Origin of the sequence: Streptacidiphilus sp. MAP12-20 (genome assembly GCF_041262525.1) — a bacterium.
Taxonomy (GTDB): Bacteria; Actinomycetota; Actinomycetes; order Streptomycetales; family Streptomycetaceae; genus Streptacidiphilus.
This window is the reverse complement of the sequence record NZ_JBGCCK010000014.1, coordinates 159,841-177,010: the sequence shown is the minus strand read 5'-3', so window position 1 is coordinate 177,010 and position 17,170 is coordinate 159,841. Positions and strand designations below refer to the sequence as shown.

The window sequence follows — 17,170 nt, the reverse complement described above, 5'->3', positions numbered from 1 at the left end:
AGGTCCCTCCCGTCGGGGTTGTCGCTGCACAGCCCCGGCACCCCTGCCCACTGACTCAGCTCGTCGCCATCCCCCGTCGTTGCGCATGGAAGAGAGAGCACCGATGTCACACACCCTCCCCACGCCCGAAGGCGGCAGAGCCCCCGGCAGCAGATCCCGCCGACTCGGCGCGGCGTGCGCGGTCGCGGCTGCGCTCGGCCTGCTGGCCGCCGCCTGTTCCGGACCGCCCAGCACCGGACACACCTCCAACACCGACGCGTTCAAGCTCTCGGCCGACACCCCCGCCGCCACAGGCGACCTCACCTCTTTCACGTGGGCGTCTTACGCGGAGCCGCTGACGCTGGACTACGCGATGGCCTTCGACTACCCGTCGAACACCATCCTGTCCAACGTCTGCGAGAGCCTGATGAAGTGGACCCCGCAGCTGACGGAGGTTCCGGGCCTGGCGCAGCAGGCGTCCAACCCGAACCCGACCACCTGGGTCTACGACCTGCGGCCCGGTGTGCACTTCCACGACGGCAGCGTGATGACCGCCGACGACGTGGTCTACAGCCTCGGCCGACAGACGGACCCCAAGGTCGGCGCCGCGTGGGCGAGCGTCTTCCAGAACGTCGGCTCGATCAGCAGGACCGGCCCGCTGCAGGTCACGGTGAAGCTGAAGTCCCCGGACGCGCTGTTCCCCCAGTACATGGCCACGGCCGCAGGCGTCGTCGCGAGCGAGAAGGCGATCAAGGCCGCGGGAGCGAACTGGGGAACCGGCAGCCTGGACTGCACCGGGCCGTTCAAGCTCGGTGCCTGGAACAAAGGGCAGTCGGTCGAACTCGACCGCTTCGACGGCTACTGGGGCACCAAGGCCAAGTCGGGCAAGGTCGTCTTCGAGTTCCTGACCGACCCCTCAGCGCGCACCAACGCGATGCTCACCGGCTCGGTCGACGGTGGCTACCTGATCCCCACCGAGAGCTACCAGCGGCTGCGCGACAGTGGTGTGGGCACGCTCTACTTCGGTGACAGCCTCAGCACGGTCAACGTCAACGTCACCAACATGAAGGGCGTGCTGGGCGACGCCCGGGTGCGGCAGGCCCTCTCGCTGGCCCTGGACCGCGCCGGCTTCGTCAAGCAGGGACTGGCCGGCAACGGCAAGGTCACCGGCGCGCTGTCCGGCCGGACCGCGTGGACGGGCGCTTCCGCCGACACGCTCAAGACCGCCTTCGACGAGCTTCCCTCGACGCAGCCGGACCTGGCCAAGGCCAAGGAGCTGATCAAGGAGGCGGGCGCCACCGGCAAGACGATCACCGTCGCCACCAGTGCGATCGGCCAGGACGTCTCCCTGATGGCTACCGCCGTGCAGGCGGCGGGGACCGAGATCGGCCTGAACGTCCAGGTGAAGACCATCGCGCCGAACGCCTTCTCGGCGCTCTTCACCGACCCCAAGGCCCGCGTGGGAATCGACCTGTTCCCCGAGACGTACTACCTGTCCGTCACCGACCCGATGGACCTGCTGGCCAACTTCCAGACCGGGAACTACCAGAACTACCCCGGCTACAGCAATCCCGCCTACGACAAGCTCGTCCGGCAGGCCACGGCCACCTACGACCGGGCGCAGCGGCTCGCGATCGAGGCGAAGCTGCAGCAGATCGCCGTGAACCAGAACCTGTGGATCCCGGCCGCCGAGTGGCCCACCGCCCTCTTCATGAACAAGCGGATCACCGGCGCGCCCACCACGGTCTCCTACCTCTACTACCCGTGGGCCGCTGACGTCGGGGCCGCGAGATGACCTTCGTACGCTTCGCCGCCCGACGGCTGGCGGAGATGGCGGCGACACTGCTCGCCGCCTCCTTCGTCATCTTCGGTGCGATGTACCTGGCCCCGGGGAACCCGGCGAGCTTCCTGCTCTCGGGCCGCTCCGCCTCCCCGGAGGCGCTGAAGGCGATCAACGACCAGTACCACCTGAACGATCCGTTCTGGGAGCAGTACCTGCGCTGGCTCGGCCAGGTCCTGCACGGCGACTTCGGCCGCTCCATCGAGTACCGCACGCCGGTCTCGACCCTGCTGGCCGCCAGGCTCCCCACCACGCTGCTGCTGGTGGCCATGGCGCTGGTCCTGGTCGTGACCGTCGGCCTGGCACTCGGCTGGATCGGCGCCGTGCGCGGCGGCGCGACCGACGGAGCGATCCTGGTCGGCACCACCCTGGCGGTCGGCACCCCCTCCTTCGTGGCGGCCGTCCTGCTGCAGGGCCTGTTCTCCGTCAAACTCGGGTGGTTCCCCAGCAGCGGCAGCGGCGCCGGGTTCACGCAGATGCTGTGGCATCTCACGCTGCCCGCGATCGCGCTGGCGCTCTACCTGATCGGGATGCTGGCCAGGGTCACCCGCAGCGCGATGCTGGAGGCCATGGGCCACGAGCACGTCACCGTGGCCCGCAGCCGCGGTGTGCCGGAGCGTCAGGTGATCCGCCGTCACGTGTTCCGCAACACGCAGGGCACCGTGCTCACCATGGGCGGACTGATCGTCTCCACCCTGCTCATCTGCACCGTCCTGGTCGAAACGGCTTTCAGCGTCAACGGCATCGGCCAACTGCTGGACCTGTCCACGACCACCAAGGACTTCCCCGTCGTGCAGGCAATCTCCCTGATCATCGTCGGGATCTTCATGACCGTGAACCTCATCGTCGACCTGCTGCTCCCGCTGATCGACCCCCGGGTGGCCCTCGGCACGAGAGGGGCGGGCGCATGACCACCGAACTCGTCCGCAGGCCGGGCCTCGCCCGGATCAGACTGTCCCGAACCAAGCCGGGCCGCTCCTGGCTCTACCTGCTCTGCCTGGGCTTCCTCGTACTGATCGTGCTGCTGGCGCTGCTCGCCCCGTGGCTCTCCCCGCACGACTCCAACGCGGTGGACCTCGGCAACGCGCTGGCCGGGCCCTCCGGCGTGCACCCGCTGGGCGTCGACGGTTCGGGGCGCGACACCGCGTCCCGGCTGATCACCGGCGCCCGCACTTCGCTGCTCGGCCCGCTCGGTGTGGTGCTGTTCTCCACTGTCGCCGGTGTCGCGGTGGGCCTCGCGGCCGGCTGGCGGGGCGGCTGGCTGGACTCCCTGCTCTCCCGCAGCACCGAGCTGATCTTCGCCTTCCCCGGGCTGCTGCTCGCGATCCTCATCGTCTCTATCTACGGCGAAGGGCTGACCGCCCCGGTTGTCGCGCTGGGCGTGGCGTACCTGCCGTACGTCAGCAGGCTCACCCGTTCCCTGGTGCTCGCCGAACGCGAGCGTCCCTATGTCGAGGCCTACCGCGTCCAGGGGCACTCCGGCCTGCAGATCTGCCTGCGGCATGTGCTCCCCAACATCGCGCCGGTGGTGCTGGCCCAGTCCACGATCAACTTCGGGTACGCCCTGATCGACCTGGCCGGTCTGTCGTTCCTCGGCCTCGGCGTCCCCGCGCTGACCCCTGACTGGGGCCGGATGGTCTTCGACGGCGAGACCGCCATCCAGAGCGGCTACCCGCTCTCGGCGATCCTGCCCTGCGTCATGATCGTGCTGACGGTCGTCGCCTTCAACGTCGTCGGCGAGCGCTGGGCCGACCAGGTCGCCAGGAGGGACCGATGAACACCCCGACGACTGTCCCGACGAACGTCCCGACGAGTGCCGCGGCGAACGTGCCCGCTCTCGACATCCAGGGCCTGCACCTGCGTCTGCCGGGCACGGCACGCCCGGTCCTCGCCGGCGTCGACCTCACTGTCGCCGCCAGGGAGACCGTCGCCCTGGTCGGCGAGTCCGGCTCGGGAAAGACCCTCACCTCCCGCAGCGCGCTGCGCCTGCTCCCGTTGAAGGCCACCACCCAGGGCGCCGTGCGGGTCGCGGGCGAGGACGTCCTGACCATGAACCCGGACCAGCTGCGCCGCCTGCGCACCCACACCGCGGCGATGATCTTCCAGGACCCCCGGGCCGCCATCAACCCGCTGCGCCGCGTCGGCGACTTCCTCACCGAGAGCCTGCGCCTGAACGCCGGCGCGAGCGCCGCCGAGGCCACCGCGCGTGCCACGCGGATGCTCGAAGCCGTCGGACTCAGCGCAGGCGCGCTGCGCCAGTACCCCGGCCAGCTCTCCGGCGGCATGCTGCAACGCGTCATGATCGCCGCCGCGCTGATGGGCGACCCCGCCCTGATCCTGGCCGACGAGCCGACGACCGCGCTCGACGTCACCACCCAGGCCGAGGTCGTCGGCCTCCTCGACGACCTGCGCGAACAGTTCGGCACCGGGCTGCTCTTCGTCACCCACGATCTCGGCCTGGCCGCCGCCATCAGCGATCGGGTGTACGTCATGTACGCAGGCCGGATCGCCGAGACCGGTCCCGCCGACGCCCTGTTCAACCGCCCGCGCCACCCCTACACGGCCGCGCTGCTCAACTCCACCCCGCGCCCGGAGGCGCCCCAGGGCCGGCTCGCCGCGATCGAGGGCCAACCGCCGAGCATCCAGGAAGAACTGACGGGTTGCCCGTTCGCCCCGCGCTGCCGCTTCGCAACCGAGATCTGCACCGAACGGATGCCCGAGCAACTGCCGGTTCCGGACGAGCCGTCCCACCTCGTCGCCTGCCACCACAGCGACCAGCTCGCAGGGAGCCTGATCGATGCGTGAGACCAACCCGCAGCCGGCGCCGACAGCCGGCGCCACCATCCTGGAAGTCAGCGGACTGTGCCGCTCCTTCGGCAGCGTCAAGGCCGTCGACGATGTGTCGTTCAGTCTGTCCGCAGGCATGTCCCTGGGCATCGTCGGGGAGTCGGGCTCGGGCAAGACCACCACGGCCCGGATCGTCGTCGGCCTGGAGCGAGCCGACACCGGCCAGGTCCTGGTGCAGGGCCAGGACCGCACGGCCCGGCACGCCGGACGCGGAAGGGCTCATCGGCTCGCGCGCGCCCGCGGGATCCAGATGGTCTTCCAGGACCCCTACCTCTCCCTCGACCCGCGCACCACCGTCGAGGCCGTACTGCGCGAGACGCTGCGCCTTCACTTCCCCAAGGCCGACCACACCGGCCGGATCGCCGAGCTGCTGGGGCAGGTCGGACTCGGGCCCCGCGAAGCGGCAGCATTGCCCCGCCGGCTCTCGGGCGGACAGCGTCAGCGCGTCGCGATCGCACGGGCGCTGGCCGTCGAACCGGCGGTTCTCGTCCTGGACGAGGCCGTGGCGGCACTCGACGTCTCTGTCCAGGCCCAGATCCTCAACCTGCTGGCCGACATCCGCGAACAGACCGGCATCGGTTACCTGTTCATCACCCACGACCTGGGCGTGGTGCGCTGCGTCACCGACGACGTCATCGTCATGCGCAACGGCCGCGTCGTCGAGTCCGGGCCCACGGCCCAGATCCTGGCCGAGCCTCAGCACCCCTACACCCGGCTGCTGCTGGACTCCGTCCCCCGCCCCGGCTGGGACCCGCGGCACATCGCCGCAGCCCGCAGGGCGCTGTAGGCCGACCGGCGAATGGCGGGTAGGGGAGTGCGCGGGTCTCAGTGCAACTACGCGTTCGAGGCACCCGCCGCAAGCCCGCGGACGAGGGTCCGCATCACCGAGGGGGCATCGACGTCGGCATCCAGTGACTGGATCGCGGCAAGGCCGTCCGCCGCCGAGGCCAGGGCCTCGCCCAGCGGCCGGGGATCCAGGCCGCCGCCGAGCTCGTCGGCCAGCGTCTGGAAGAGCGCGACGAAGCAGGACCGCCACAGCCGGTACTCGGCCTCCAGGCTCTCCCGCACGCGGTCGTCGTTGAGGGCGAACCAGTGCAGGGAGGAGTGGAGCCTGGACAGGTCCGCGGCCTCCGGCTTGGTCAGCAGCGCGATCACCCGGTCGGCGCGCTGCTCGAAGGTTCCGGGGGAGTCCACGGCGTCCTGGAGGGGAGCGATCCACTCCGGCCGGATGTCCTCGATGACAGCGACGATGAGGTCGGTGCGGTTCGCGAAGTGGTAGTGACACATGCCGTGGGTCACGCCGCTCAGCGCGGCGACGTTGCGGGTCGTGAAGGGTGCGAGACCGTCCCCGGCCAGCAGGTTCCTGGCGGCGGCGATCAGCCGGGCGCGGGTCTGCTCGCCCTTCGCCGACTGCCGCGGCTTGGCGGCGCGGATCACGCCGCCCGGCTCCGGATTCGGCGCGGGGTCACTGGGTCGAACATCCTTCGAGCGCGTAGCCACGCCCCAACTCTAACCACCTGGCCCGGCGCCCTGGGGCGATCTCCGACGTCGATGCGGGTCCCGCCGGACCGGCAACCGCCCGGTGCGGCGCGGGCAGGTCGTCTGTGGCGGGGTCAAGGCCGTCTGTTGCAGCAGAGTTGACGTCCCGTCACATTCGATGACTTCGCTGCGCAAGGCATTGACCGAGCGCATGGTCAGTTATAGCTTTCCCCTCGTGAACGCAGACCCACCGATGCTTCGAGGGAGGTCCCAGATGAGTGAGCACGACTTCGCATCGCCCGGCCCGTCAGACATTCCGGCCGCGCGAGCGCTCGACAGGAGGCGGTTCCTGGCCGCAGCGGGTGTGACGGCGGCAGGCGCTGCCGGCACCGCGTGGATGGCGAGCACCGGCACGGCCCTGGCCGCGGGGCGAACAGCGGCCAGGCCGCCCAGGCCGGCCACCGGGTCGGTGGCTGCCGCCACCTCGGGCTTCGCGGTTCCGGTGGACACCGTGCGGCACACCCGCACCTGGATGGCCTGGCCGGACAGCACGGCGATCTACGGGCGAAAGCTGTCCGGCATGCAGTCGAACATCGCGCGGATCGCGAACACGATCGCGAAGTACGAGCCGGTCTACGTCCTCGCGAACGCGGCGAGCGTCACGGCGGCGAAGCGGGCGTGCTACGCGGCGAACGTCACGGTGATCGGGTCGATTCCCGTGGACGACTGCTGGATACGCGACTCGGGGCCCGTCTTCCGCACCAACGGCGCGGGTGGTCTCGACGCGGTGGGCCTGAACTTCAACGGCTGGGGAAACCAGCAGGCCCACGCGCACGACGCGCTTGTGGCAGGCCGCGTCGCGGCGTACCTCGGGCTGAACTTCACCGCGGCGGGGCTGGTCAGCGAGGGCGGGGCGATCGAGACCGACGGGGCCGGGACGTTGATGGCCACAAAGAGCAGCATCATCGACCCGAACCGCAACCCGAACCTGACCCAGGCACAGATCGAGGCCGCGATGTGCGCGGCCCACGGGGCCTCGAAGGTGATCTGGTTCACCGGCATCTCGGGGCAGGACATCACCAACGATCACGTGGACGCCACGTCGCGGTTCCTGGCGGCCGGCGCGGGTGTGGTGCAGACGCCGAATCCGGCCGACCCGAGCGACATCTGGTCCAATGACGAGCAGCAGCAGTACGACACCCTGTCCGCTTCGACGGACGCCCAGGGCGCCGCGATCCAGGTGACCAAGCTGCAGTCGCCGGACTACAACCTGATCCGCCAGACCAGCGTCAACTTCGTCGACTCCTACGCCAACTACTACGTGTGCAACGGTGCCGTCATCTCGGCCCAGTTCGGCGACAGTCGCGGCGACGCCAATGCCAAGGCGGTGCTGACCGGCCTCTTCCCGGGGCGGGTCATCGAGCAGCTCAATATCGACAACATCGGCAACCAGGGCGGCGGCATCCACTGCGTCACCCAGCAGCAGCCCGCCCCGTAACCAAGCCGGCGGGGGACGTCAGGCGGCGGGCTTGCCGGGCTGGTCGTGGGTGGAGCAGTGGATCCCGCCGCCGCCGGAGGCGATGGTGTCGATCTTCACCGGGACGATGTCGCGGCCGGGGAAGTGGTCCGCGAGCATCTGCTTGGCACGGTCGTCGGCCTTGGCGTCGCCGAACTTGGGCATGAACACCGCCTTGTCGCCGATGTAGAAGTTGACGTAGGGGGAGACGAACGCCTTGCCGGTGCCGGTCATCTGGTCGGGGTCGGGCTGCGGCAAGTCGATGATCTGCAGGGACTTGCCGCGGGCGTCGGTGGCGCTCTGCAGCACGCCCCTGGCCTGGTCGGCCGAGCGCGACCAGACGTCCGGCGGCGTCCCGGGGAACGCCTGGTCCAGGAGGACGACCCCGGGCGCGACGAACCGCACGAGTGAGTCGACGTGGGCGTCGGTGATGTCCGCGCCGCGTACGCCGGCCAGCCAGATGATCTTCTGGACGCCCAGCACCTTGATGAGCTCGGCCTCGATGTCGTCACGGGACCAGCCCGGATTGCGGTTGTCGTTGACGATCGCGCTCTCCGTGATCATTACGGTGCCCAGGCCGTCGCTCTCGAAGGAGCCGCCCTCGGCGACGAGCTGCGTCCGAATGCGCGGGATGCCGTACTTGGCCAGGACGGCGGCGGCGACCTTGGCGTCGTCGTCGTGCGGGTTCTGCTTGTTGCCCCACCCGTTGAAGTTGAAGTCGACGCCCTTGAGCGTGCCCGCCTCCTCCACGAACACCGGCACCGTGTCCCGGGCCCAGGAGTCGTCCACGGGGATCGGCACGACCTCGACATCGGCGCCGCAGGCCTGCTGCGCCTGGTCCACCTGATCGGGCCGGGCCAGCAGGACCACGGCCTCGTAGCCGGCGATCGCCCGGGCCAGACCGGCGACGTCCGCGCGGACGGCGGGCAACTGTTCGCCCCAGATGGACTCCTGCGCCGGCCAGGCCATGAACGTGCGGGTGTGGCTCTCCCACTCGGCGCCGAGCCGACGGCCCGTTGCCGCGCCCTGCCCCGACGTGGTCGGCGCGGCGGAGGCGGCGGAGGAGGACTGGTCGGAGCTCGCGCCACCAGTGCCGGAGCAGGCCGTGGCTCCGAAGGCCAGCGCTCCGGCGCCGGCGAGGGACTGCAGCATGGTGCGGCGAGACAGGGAGAGTGGTGGCACTTGTTGCTCCGACACATGGGACACTGTAACTTTGACTAAAAATTCAGTCAAGTCGGTAGAGCTGAATGGCCGCTGCCGGCGGGCGGTGGTTGGCCTGCTGCCGCCACAGGGGGCTGCTCGGGATGGGCGATCAGGCGCTCCGGGCCGCGCGCATGGCGGCCACCCGTCGAGAGTGGCCGCCATGCGGAGTCACGGCGGGGGGTGCGCTGGGGGGAGGCGGAGCGGAGAGGATCAGGGCAGCACGCGTTCGACCGCCGCCGCGCCGTACTTCGCGATGTCCTTGCGTGCCTTCTCGATCAGCTCCGGTGTGGGCTCCCGGCCGCTCGCGCGGACCAGGTCCTCCGGGTCGATCGGGTGCTCGGACCCGGTGTGGAGCAGTCGGTCCGGAGTGGGTCGTGACTCGTCCTCGGGCTGGGACATCTGGTACCTCCTGGCCGGTGCGTGCGCGTCGTCCTACTCCCTGCACTGTAGGCCGATGCCGCCCCGCCTGCACGCCGCCGCTCTGCCCGGTTCTAGTCACCCTTCGGGCCTACGCTGGGTGCATGTGCCGATCCATCAAGACCCTCCGTGCCCCGGTCACGCCCGACCCGCAGGAGGCCGACATCCACGCGGCCGCGCTGCAGTACGTGCGCAAGATCTCCGGCTTCCGCGCCCCGGCGGCGCACAACCGGGAGGCCTTCGACGAGGCGGTCGAGGCCGTGGCCGCGGCGACCCGGGAACTGCTCGACACCCTCGTGGTCCGTGGCGCGCACGCACACTCTCATGAGCATCCGCACGAGCACGAGCACGTGCATGCCGCAGAGGCTCCGGCCTGACGCTCCGGAGCCCCGCTCCGCCGTGCGGCTCAGACCGCGCCGGCCTGCGTCTGCTGCTCGCGGTGCTTGATGTGCGAGTCCGGGCCGGGAAAGAAGATGCTGACCTTGCCCGTGTGCGCCCAGCGCACGTCGTACGGCGGAGTGCCGTCCGGGTGGTGCAGCGCGACGATCTCGCCGTCCCGCCGGGGCGTGCCTTCCTTGGTGCCCTCAACGACGACCAGGTCTCCGATGACCGCCTGCATGGCCGCCTCCTCTACGCTGTCGTGGGATGCGATGCCTCTCCTCTCAGGGGATCACGCCTGCTCGGTCGCGTCCAGAGCCGCCGGGCGGCGAGTTCCCGCAGGCGCCGCCGCGTCGGACGGCCCGAGCGGGCGGCCGCCGACGCCGCTGCCGCCGTTCGCGTGCCACCAGCCGTCGAAAGCGCGCTGGTCCATGGCGGCCCAGTCCGGGGTCTGCTGCACATGGGCCCGCCCGAGGCTGCGGCCAAGCTCGAGGATCGCTCGGCCGACCGGGGCCCGTTCCGCGTCGTAGGCGGCCAGCCCCTCGGCCAGGCTGCCGGCCGCGCCCAGCGCCCGCCCCAGCACGGTCGCGTCCTGCAGCGCCTTGAGCGCGCCGCTCCCCGTGTGGGGGCGGGCGATCGCCGCCGCGTCGCCGAGCAGGACGAGGCGGCCGCGGGCGTAGTGCGGTGCGGCCATGTCGTAGATGGGCTGCAGCAGCGTGGCGTCCTTGGGCGTGCCGAGGACGAGGTCGCGCCAGTAGCCGGGGAAGTGGCGCTCGACCAGTTCGTGCTGGTAGCCCGTCATCGCCTCGGTGAGCGCCCGCGAGGGCGGGATGACGGGGTCCGCCAGTGCGCTCGTCGCCTCGGCGGGCGGAGTGGCGTAGAAGACCCAGTTGACCTGCGGTTCTCCGATGGATCCCGGAATCCGGTAGGCGATCATGTGGCCGCCGGGGAAGACGACCGTGGTCGCGTCCGGCGCGGCGAAGGCGGAGCCGGGCTCGGGCAGTTGCCGGGCGGACAGCGTGCCGCGCCAGGCCACGTAGCCGCCGTAGCGGGCGGCGGACGCAGCGGCCGGCAGCATCGCGGCGCGCACCACCGAGCGGTAGCCGTCGGCACCGACGACCAGGTCGAAGCGCTCCTCCCGGCCGTCCGGCAGGATGATCCGCGCACCGTCGGGTTCCGGCAGGACCTGGGTGACCGCCGCGCCGGAGCGGTAGTCCACGGCGTCCGGCAGGCGGCGGTGCAGCTCCTGCCAGAGCGAACCCCAGTTGTAGGAGCGGTAGGGGAACGGCAGCGCGGCGATCCCGCGCCCGGCGCGGGCGTCGCCGGAACGCACCACCCAGGGCCTTCGGGTCAGTTGCACCCAGGGCATCGCGGCGTCGAGGTACCCGGCGGCCTCCAGTTCGGCGTAGCGCTCGTTCTGGATCGCCAGGCCCACGCCCCGGTCCTGGAGCCGTCCGCGCGCCCGCTCGAAGACCACGACTTCACCCGCGCCGGCCCGCACCAGCGCCCGCGCCGCGGCGCAGCCCGCGATGCTGCCGCCGACGACGGCCACCCTTTGCCCCTGCACGCGTCCCCCTCGATCCCGCTGTGTGCAGCCCGCCCCTTGCCGGACGAGTATCTCAGCTGGGTCAGCCGAGAGTGCGGGCGAGACGCCCTTCCAGAAGGAGCAGTAGGGCACCGAGTCCGTCGGCGAGTTCGGCCCGCGCATCGGGTGCGATGCCCGCCAACAGCGAGCGTTCGAGCTCGAGTTGGGCGGGCAGGGCCCGGTCGGCCAGCTCCCGTCCGGCGTCGGTGAGGGAGAGGCGGGCGACCCGCCGGTCGCGACTGTCGGTCTGCCGCTCGACCAGGCCCCGTTCCTCGAGCCCGCGCAGGCGCTTGGTGACGGCCGCGCCCGAGGCGAAGGTCTCGCGCACGAGCTCGCCCGGCGTGAGTGAACGGCCGGACCTGCGCAGCGTCCCGAGCAGGTCGAATTCGGCGCGGCTCAGGCCCTCGTGGCGCAACTGCGCATCGGCGGCCTGCTGAAGCAGTGCGGCGCATCGGTTGATCCGGCCGATGAGCGCGATGGGCTCGATGTCGAGGCCGGGGTGGACCGCCTGCCACTGCCGCATGATGCCCGCGACGATGTCCTCGGCCGGCTGCCCGCCCTCAGCGACCGGCTGTGCCGACGTGCTCATCTGCTGTACTCCCCACTGTTCAGCTGTTCGAGTACGCGGATGCCCTCGCGTTCCGCGCTCCTGACCCGCTCGGCAGGGGCCGGGCGCTGCCACCACTCCCCGGCATGTCCTTCGGCCGATTCTCGCAACTCGTGCAGCGTCTCGGCGACTTGCCCGCGCACCGGCTGATCGACGCCCGTGCCCGCGCCCGCGGCGAGGTGGGCGCGGGCCAGCGCCTGGGCGGTCTCGGCGCGGCACAGCGCCTGCGCGAGGCGGTCGCCGGCGCGGCGGTTGGTCACCAGCAGCGCGCTCAGCACGCCGAGTCCAGCGCCCAGCAACGTGTCCAGCCAGCGGTCGGCGACCAGCGTCCCGACCGGCCCACGGGCGCCGAGCGAGACCAGCAGCAGCGCCATCGGTGTGACGAACACCTGAGCCGCCCAGTAGTTGCGGGTGATCGTCGCCTCCGCGCCGACCTGGCAGGCGGCGATCACCAGCAGCGCGGCGAGCTCGGCGGACCGGGTCAACGGCACGGTCGCCGTGAACAGCGCGAGGCCGAGCAGGCTGCCGACGGTCCGCTGGAGCGCGCGCTGCCAGGAGACGCTGGTGTTGCTGCGGTGCACGGCCGCCGCCGTGACCACCGCCCAGTACGGATGGCCCACGCCCGCGGCCAGGGACGCCAGGCCCGCGAGCGCGCAGCCGAGACCGACCCGCGTCGCCAGCGGCAGCAGCGCCCGCGTGCCGCGCGGCGCGCGCGGGACCGCCAGCGCGAGCGCCGGTCCGTGCGCCTTCACCAGCGCGGGCGCGAGGCAGACCAGCCAGGCCACGGCCCCGCCCGCGAGCGTCAGCGCGACATGCGCGGGGACCTCGCCGAGCCGCTGCGGGACGAAGAAGGCGGAGGCGCTGACGAAGGTGAAGATGACGTTGCCGGGCGGCCCGAGGCGGGTGGCGTCGCAAATCAGCTTCTGCGCGGCTGCGACCAGTGCGGCGAGCAGCACCAGCACCGCCGTGGAGCGCACCTGCGACGCCGCGCCCAGTGCGACGGCCACGCTCGCCGTCATCCCGAGCACCACCCAGACCAGCGTCCGCGCCCGCTCCCGGTAGGGCAGCGCATGCGCGAACAGCGCGCACATCGTCCCTGCGGAGGTGTAGAGCACGAGGTCGAGCCGCCCGAGCGCGAGCAGCAGCACGTTCGGCGCCAGCGTCGCGACCGCGACACTCAGCGCCGGCCGGTGCCAGGGCCCGACGGCGGGCCGCAGTCGCAGTGTTCCGCGCAGTGGCAGCGGGTGGATCCGGGGGTGAGGGAGGGAGGAGGCGCCCATGGGAAAACCTTAGCAGGTATTTCACCAGTAAAATAAAAGCAGGGCAAAAAGGGTGACTAGGGGACGAAACAGACACTGCTCACTAGACTGGTGCGACAACCCGCTCTGGCTGACCAGGGCGGTCGCAAGCGCGTGGGAAGCGCGCGCGGAAGGGAGAGCCGCGATGGCCGCTCACCAGTCCAAGAAGTTGCGCCGGGGCGCCGAGGATCTGCTGCGCCGCACGGGGATGGCCAGCATGCCGGCCGGCGCCGAGTGGACGCCGATGCCCGGCGCCGGGTCGGCTGCCCCGATTGGCAACGGGCCCATGACCACGGCGTTCGCGCACCACGCGTCGGGCGAGAAGCGCGGGCGCGCCGGGTCGGCGCTGGCCGCCGCGCACGACCTGCTGCCCGGACACCGGCACCGTGGCGCCGAGCAGCACTCGGCGCTCAGCGGCGGGCGGTGACGTTCCGTAGCCGTTCGAGATGCGAGTGTGTCCGGCGGCTGCGACTGTGAGGTGGTGCGCCGACACTTTTGCTCGGTCTTGTGGCAGTTCAGTCCACGAGCACGGCGCCGCACCCCATTTGGGAGAGAACATCATGTCGAAGGTCAAGAACCAGCCGCGCAAGCAGAAGACGTCGCACGCGGCGGGCCGGACGGAACAGCAGCACGACAAGGCCGCGATGGCGGACGCGAAGGCGTCCATGCCGTCCGGCGGCCAGAGCATGCAGACGATGGGCATGCCTGACGCGCCGATGAAGCCGGCGCACAAGAAGGAGAAGCGCTTCGGTCACAACTGAGCCGCCGCGCTACCTGCCTGCCGGCCCGACCGCGTCCCCCGCGGCCGGGCCGGACGGCTGTCCGGCGGCTGCGCAGCGCGCCCCGCACCTCGACGGTCGTCGCGAGCCGGACGCCGATGCGGGCCAGGTCGTCGATGCGTTCGTCACGTGCCCGCGATCACCGCTCCGGCGAGGGCCTCGGAGCTGACCTCGGGGCCGACCCGCCCACCGGTCCGACGTCGTCAGGCCGGGGGCGCTGTCGTTGCCGACTCCAGGAGCTGCTTCAGGGCGGCCAGGTCCTTGACGTTCGCGCGGCGCATCGCGGTCGACATCATCCCGGCGCTGAGCCGGGCGAAGCCGGCCGGTTCACCGCGATTGCGCAGCGTCATCAGGGTGTGGTCGGCGTCGACGGCCTGCCAGGTGTAGCTCGTCTCCATCGGGAACGGGCCCTGGGCCGTCCGCATGACCAGTCGTTCGGCGGAGAGCTCGACGACCTCGTAGGTGTAGCTGAGGGTCCGGCCCAGGAAGCGCGCGACGAAGTCGAGCTTCGAGCCGACGGCCAGCGGGGGCTCCGTCCGCCAGCGGACGGAGTCGATGTTCGCGTACCACGTCGGTGCGTTCGACGGGTCTCCGGCGTAGGCGGCGACCTCGGCGCAGGGACGGGCGATCACGGTCTCGGTGACGACGTCGACGGCCACAGCGGGCTCCGTAAAGTGTGAGGCGGCAGCGGGACCAGGACAGCCAGCCTTCCGCATCGACGCCCACTCGGGCCTTCGGACACGCCCGGGTTCACCCTTCGACGGCGGCGTCGGCGCCCGCGAGGCGGCCCTCCGGACAGTCGTTGAGGCAGGAGTCGAGGAAGCGGTTGCGGAAGCGGCCTTCCGGGTCGTGGCGGCGCGCGAGGCGGACGAAGTCGCCGAGGCGGGGGAACGCGGTCGTCAGCTCCTCGGCCGGGCAGGCGGAGAGCTTGCCCCAGTGCGGGCGCGCGTCCAACGGCAGCAGCGCCGCTTCGACCTGCGCCAGCACCGGCTCGACGGCCGGGAGATCCGCGATCCAGGTGAAGTGGAAGGCGACGCTGTCGCGCCCGTAGGCAGGGCTCAGCCACAGGTCGTCGGCGGCGACTGTGCGGATCTCACCCACGTGCAGCACCGATGCCAGTCGGCCGCCCAGCTCGCGCAGGCGCGCGATCGCCTCGGCAGCGCGTCCGCGCGGCAGCAGGTACTCGGACTGGAGCTCGTCCCCGCGGCTCGGCGTGAACTCCGGCCGGAAATGCGGTAGGCGCTCGTGCCAGGGGCCCGGCACGCCCAGTTGCTCGGTGCAGGGATCGGCGGGGAGACCCGGGAGGGGGTGCTGTCCGGTGGTCGCGGGGACGGTGCCCGGGATCTCCGGCGGCGCGGGTCGGTCCGTCCGTTGCTTCAACCAGACCGCGGCCTCGTCCGAGCCCCAGGTGGTGAAGGCGCTGACACTGTAGGCGGAGCCGAAGACCTGCTCGAACTCCGCCTGTTCCGCGAGCCGCCGCAGCGGCAGCCCGAGCCGGACCCCCTGCGCCACCTCGAACGCGGGCTCGACGGCGAGCGTGAGCTCGGTGACGACGCCCAGCGCGCCGAGGGCGACCACAGCGCCGGGGAAGTCCTCCGGATCGGCTTCCCGGCTCAGCTCCCTCAGCTCCCCGTCCGCGCCGACCAGTTGCAGTGCGTGGACGGCCGAGCCGAGGCCCTGGTTCCCGTTCCCCGAGCCGTGGGTCCCGGTCGCGACGGCGCCGGCGACGGAGATGTGCGGCAGCGACGCCAGATTGGCCAGCGCCAGCCCGTTCCGCCACAGATGCTCCGCCACGGCGGCGTAACGCAGCCCGCCGCCCACCCGCACCGACCGCCGGTCCGCCGCCACGCGCAGGACCGGCGGCAGTGCCGCCGTGGAGACCAGATCGCCGTCGGTGTCCGCGATCCCGTTGAACGAGTGGCGACTCCCGAGCGCGCGCACCCGCGTGCCCGCGCGCACGATGTTCTGCAACTCGGCGACGGTGGTCGGCTCGTGGCGGCGCGCGGCGTTGTACACGACGTTGCCCGCCCAATTGGTCCACTGCGGATGCGGCGACATGGTGGCTCCGATGGTGTGATCGTTCACAATGCGCCGAGCGTGGCGCATGCGGAGGTGGTGGGACGTGGGCGAGGGACGGATGCGAGGGACGGATGCGAGACGGGTGCGGTTCAGCCGCGCGGCGCGGTGGTACTGCGGCGCAGGACCAGCTCCGGCGCGACCAGCACGCGGGGCCGGGTCCGGACGCCGTCCTCGATCTGTTCGACCAGAAGTTCCAGGCCGCGTCGGCCCAGTTCGCCGAAGTTCTGACGGACGGTCGTGAGCGGGGGAGTGAAGTACGAGGCCTCGGGGATGTCGTCGAACCCCGCAACGCTGATGTCGCCCGGGATGTCGCGACCGGCCTCGTGCAGCGCCCTGAGCAGCCCGAGCGCCATGTGGTCGTTGGCGCAGAACACCGCCGTGACCTCGGGATCCGTCGCCAGTTGCAGCCCGGCCTCGTAGCCGGACCGGGCGCTCCAGTCCCCGGCCAGGACCGGCGGCTCCGGTGCGCCGGCCTCCGCCAGTGTCGACCGCCAGCCCGCGACACGAGCCTGGGCGTCGAGCCAGCTCGACGGTCCGGCCACGTGGTGCACGGTGCGGTGGCCCAGGTCGAGGAGGTAGCGCGTCGCGGCGCGCGCCCCGGCCTCGTTGTCGACCGCGACGGCCGGCACCCGCGTCTGCGGCCCGGTCCCGACGGCCACCACCGGCACCTGGCTGCTCACCTGTGCCAGCGCGCCGACGGCGGAGGTCTGCGGCGCGATCACCAGCACGCCCTCGACCGCCTGGCCACGCAGCCGCTCCACCGCCTCCTGCACCGACCGGCTGTCGAGCGTGCGCACGCTCGCGATGCTGACGAAGTAGCCCGCGCTGCGTGCCGCCTGCTCGATCCCGTAGAGCATCGAGGCCGGACCGTAGAGCGTGGTGTCGAAGCTGACGACGCCGAGGGTCTGCGAGCGCTTGGTGACCAGGGTCCGGGCGGCGGAGTTGGGCCGGTAGTCCAGCTCCCTGATCGCCTGGAGCACCCGTTCCCTGGTCTCCTCCTTGACGTGCGGGCTGTCGTTGAGGACCCGGGACACCGTCTGGTGGGACACCCCGGCGAGCCGAGCGACATCGGCCATCACCGGCTTGCGGCCCGGTGTGGTCGTCTCCGCCGTCATGGTTGCTCCTCCGTCGCTCTGCCGCGATCTTCCGCTGTGCACTGAACG

The 17,170-nt window shown here is 71.6% G+C and carries 19 protein-coding genes; 9 read left to right on the top strand and 10 right to left on the bottom strand.

What is annotated here, in order from left to right:
• Positions 1 to 103: 103 nt before the first annotated feature.
• The 5 genes from ABIA32_RS20720 to ABIA32_RS20700 are packed head-to-tail and all read left to right on the top strand — an operon-like array spanning position 104 to position 5,453.
• Complete coding sequence (locus tag ABIA32_RS20720) at positions 104 to 1,774, top strand: ABC transporter substrate-binding protein (protein WP_370097380.1); 1,671 nt, start codon at positions 104 to 106, stop codon at positions 1,772 to 1,774.
• The gene (locus ABIA32_RS20715) at positions 1,771 to 2,730 is read left to right on the top strand and encodes an ABC transporter permease (RefSeq protein ID WP_370097377.1); all 960 of its coding nucleotides are present in this window, start codon (positions 1,771 to 1,773) and stop codon (positions 2,728 to 2,730) included. Before ABIA32_RS20720 ends, ABIA32_RS20715 begins: the two co-directional genes overlap by 4 nt.
• A complete protein-coding gene (locus tag ABIA32_RS20710; RefSeq protein WP_370097374.1) occupies positions 2,727 to 3,596 on the top strand; it encodes an ABC transporter permease in 870 nt (289 codons plus the stop codon). The genes ABIA32_RS20715 and ABIA32_RS20710 overlap by 4 nt, the downstream gene beginning before the upstream one ends.
• A complete protein-coding gene (locus tag ABIA32_RS20705; RefSeq protein WP_370097371.1) occupies positions 3,593 to 4,624 on the top strand; it encodes an ABC transporter ATP-binding protein in 1,032 nt (343 codons plus the stop codon). The genes ABIA32_RS20710 and ABIA32_RS20705 overlap by 4 nt, the downstream gene beginning before the upstream one ends.
• Positions 4,617 to 5,453, top strand: a complete 837-nt coding sequence (locus ABIA32_RS20700) for an ABC transporter ATP-binding protein (RefSeq protein ID WP_370097368.1) — start codon at positions 4,617 to 4,619, stop codon at positions 5,451 to 5,453. Before ABIA32_RS20705 ends, ABIA32_RS20700 begins: the two co-directional genes overlap by 8 nt.
• 47 nt (positions 5,454 to 5,500) lie before the next feature.
• Here ABIA32_RS20700 and ABIA32_RS20695 read toward each other — a convergent pair whose 3' ends face one another.
• Positions 5,501 to 6,166: a TetR/AcrR family transcriptional regulator gene (locus ABIA32_RS20695; RefSeq protein ID WP_370097366.1), complete on the bottom strand. Its 666-nt coding sequence runs from the start codon at positions 6,164 to 6,166 to the stop codon at positions 5,501 to 5,503.
• Between the two features lie 253 nt (positions 6,167 to 6,419).
• On the opposite strand from ABIA32_RS20695, the gene ABIA32_RS20690 reads away from it, so the two are divergent.
• Positions 6,420 to 7,643: an agmatine/peptidylarginine deiminase gene (locus ABIA32_RS20690; protein ID WP_370097363.1), complete on the top strand. Its 1,224-nt coding sequence runs from the start codon at positions 6,420 to 6,422 to the stop codon at positions 7,641 to 7,643.
• 18 nt (positions 7,644 to 7,661) lie between these two features.
• Here ABIA32_RS20690 and ABIA32_RS20685 read toward each other — a convergent pair whose 3' ends face one another.
• The gene (locus ABIA32_RS20685) at positions 7,662 to 8,813 is read right to left on the bottom strand and encodes an agmatine/peptidylarginine deiminase (protein WP_370097497.1); all 1,152 of its coding nucleotides are present in this window, start codon (positions 8,811 to 8,813) and stop codon (positions 7,662 to 7,664) included.
• Positions 8,814 to 9,074: 261 nt separating this feature from the next.
• The gene (locus ABIA32_RS20680; protein ID WP_370097361.1) at positions 9,075 to 9,263 is read right to left on the bottom strand and encodes a hypothetical protein; all 189 of its coding nucleotides are present in this window, start codon (positions 9,261 to 9,263) and stop codon (positions 9,075 to 9,077) included.
• Positions 9,264 to 9,385: 122 nt separating this feature from the next.
• Here ABIA32_RS20680 and ABIA32_RS20675 point away from each other — a divergent pair, with 122 nt between their 5' ends.
• Positions 9,386 to 9,658: a DUF2277 domain-containing protein gene (locus ABIA32_RS20675; protein ID WP_370097358.1), complete on the top strand. Its 273-nt coding sequence runs from the start codon at positions 9,386 to 9,388 to the stop codon at positions 9,656 to 9,658.
• 29 nt (positions 9,659 to 9,687) lie between these two features.
• On the opposite strand, the gene ABIA32_RS20670 is transcribed toward ABIA32_RS20675, so the two are convergent.
• From ABIA32_RS20670 to ABIA32_RS20655, 4 genes are all read right to left on the bottom strand, one after another.
• Positions 9,688 to 9,900 (bottom strand): DUF1918 domain-containing protein, encoded by a 213-nt coding sequence (locus tag ABIA32_RS20670; protein ID WP_370097355.1) that lies wholly within the window; start codon positions 9,898 to 9,900, stop codon positions 9,688 to 9,690.
• A 51-nt stretch (positions 9,901 to 9,951) separates the two neighbouring features.
• Positions 9,952 to 11,226, bottom strand: a complete 1,275-nt coding sequence (locus ABIA32_RS20665; RefSeq protein ID WP_370097352.1) for an FAD-dependent monooxygenase — start codon at positions 11,224 to 11,226, stop codon at positions 9,952 to 9,954.
• Positions 11,227 to 11,287: 61 nt separating this feature from the next.
• A complete protein-coding gene (locus ABIA32_RS20660) occupies positions 11,288 to 11,833 on the bottom strand; it encodes a MarR family winged helix-turn-helix transcriptional regulator (protein WP_370097349.1) in 546 nt (181 codons plus the stop codon).
• Positions 11,830 to 13,131: an FUSC family protein gene (locus ABIA32_RS20655; RefSeq protein WP_370097347.1), complete on the bottom strand. Its 1,302-nt coding sequence runs from the start codon at positions 13,129 to 13,131 to the stop codon at positions 11,830 to 11,832. Before ABIA32_RS20655 ends, ABIA32_RS20660 begins: the two co-directional genes overlap by 4 nt.
• Positions 13,132 to 13,294: 163 nt before the next feature.
• On the opposite strand from ABIA32_RS20655, the gene ABIA32_RS20650 reads away from it, so the two are divergent.
• Positions 13,295 to 13,576, top strand: a complete 282-nt coding sequence (locus ABIA32_RS20650; protein ID WP_370097344.1) for a hypothetical protein — start codon at positions 13,295 to 13,297, stop codon at positions 13,574 to 13,576.
• A gap of 133 nt (positions 13,577 to 13,709) precedes the next feature.
• Positions 13,710 to 13,910, top strand: a complete 201-nt coding sequence (locus ABIA32_RS20645) for a hypothetical protein (protein WP_370097341.1) — start codon at positions 13,710 to 13,712, stop codon at positions 13,908 to 13,910.
• 221 nt (positions 13,911 to 14,131) lie between these two features.
• On the opposite strand, the gene ABIA32_RS20640 is transcribed toward ABIA32_RS20645, so the two are convergent.
• From ABIA32_RS20640 to ABIA32_RS20630, 3 genes are all read right to left on the bottom strand, one after another.
• Positions 14,132 to 14,587: an SRPBCC family protein gene (locus tag ABIA32_RS20640; RefSeq protein WP_370097339.1), complete on the bottom strand. Its 456-nt coding sequence runs from the start codon at positions 14,585 to 14,587 to the stop codon at positions 14,132 to 14,134.
• A 91-nt stretch (positions 14,588 to 14,678) separates the two neighbouring features.
• Positions 14,679 to 16,013 (bottom strand): FAD-binding protein, encoded by a 1,335-nt coding sequence (locus ABIA32_RS20635; protein WP_370097336.1) that lies wholly within the window; start codon positions 16,011 to 16,013, stop codon positions 14,679 to 14,681.
• An 83-nt stretch (positions 16,014 to 16,096) separates the two neighbouring features.
• On the bottom strand, positions 16,097 to 17,122 hold the full coding sequence (locus ABIA32_RS20630) for a LacI family DNA-binding transcriptional regulator (protein ID WP_370097333.1): 1,026 nt from the start codon (positions 17,120 to 17,122) through the stop codon (positions 16,097 to 16,099).
• Positions 17,123 to 17,170 lie beyond the last annotated feature (48 nt).

Excerpts from the sequence above, each read along its gene's own strand:
- ABIA32_RS20720 (WP_370097380.1), top strand. The coding sequence starts at position 104 with ATGTCACACACCCTCCCCACGCCCGAAGGCGGCAGAGCCCCCGGCAGC.
- ABIA32_RS20715 (WP_370097377.1), top strand. The coding sequence starts at position 1,771 with ATGACCTTCGTACGCTTCGCCGCCCGACGGCTGGCGGAGATGGCGGCG.
- ABIA32_RS20710 (WP_370097374.1), top strand. The coding sequence starts at position 2,727 with ATGACCACCGAACTCGTCCGCAGGCCGGGCCTCGCCCGGATCAGACTG.
- ABIA32_RS20705 (WP_370097371.1), top strand. The coding sequence starts at position 3,593 with ATGAACACCCCGACGACTGTCCCGACGAACGTCCCGACGAGTGCCGCG.
- ABIA32_RS20700 (WP_370097368.1), top strand. The coding sequence starts at position 4,617 with ATGCGTGAGACCAACCCGCAGCCGGCGCCGACAGCCGGCGCCACCATC.
- ABIA32_RS20690 (WP_370097363.1), top strand. The coding sequence starts at position 6,420 with ATGAGTGAGCACGACTTCGCATCGCCCGGCCCGTCAGACATTCCGGCC.
- ABIA32_RS20685 (WP_370097497.1), bottom strand. The coding sequence starts at position 8,813 with ATGCTGCAGTCCCTCGCCGGCGCCGGAGCGCTGGCCTTCGGAGCCACG.
- ABIA32_RS20680 (WP_370097361.1), bottom strand. The coding sequence starts at position 9,263 with ATGTCCCAGCCCGAGGACGAGTCACGACCCACTCCGGACCGACTGCTC.
- ABIA32_RS20675 (WP_370097358.1), top strand. The coding sequence starts at position 9,386 with ATGTGCCGATCCATCAAGACCCTCCGTGCCCCGGTCACGCCCGACCCG.
- ABIA32_RS20670 (WP_370097355.1), bottom strand. The coding sequence starts at position 9,900 with ATGCAGGCGGTCATCGGAGACCTGGTCGTCGTTGAGGGCACCAAGGAA.
- ABIA32_RS20660 (WP_370097349.1), bottom strand. The coding sequence starts at position 11,833 with ATGAGCACGTCGGCACAGCCGGTCGCTGAGGGCGGGCAGCCGGCCGAG.
- ABIA32_RS20655 (WP_370097347.1), bottom strand. The coding sequence starts at position 13,131 with ATGGGCGCCTCCTCCCTCCCTCACCCCCGGATCCACCCGCTGCCACTG.
- ABIA32_RS20650 (WP_370097344.1), top strand. The coding sequence starts at position 13,295 with ATGGCCGCTCACCAGTCCAAGAAGTTGCGCCGGGGCGCCGAGGATCTG.
- ABIA32_RS20645 (WP_370097341.1), top strand. The coding sequence starts at position 13,710 with ATGTCGAAGGTCAAGAACCAGCCGCGCAAGCAGAAGACGTCGCACGCG.
- ABIA32_RS20630 (WP_370097333.1), bottom strand. The coding sequence starts at position 17,122 with ATGACGGCGGAGACGACCACACCGGGCCGCAAGCCGGTGATGGCCGAT.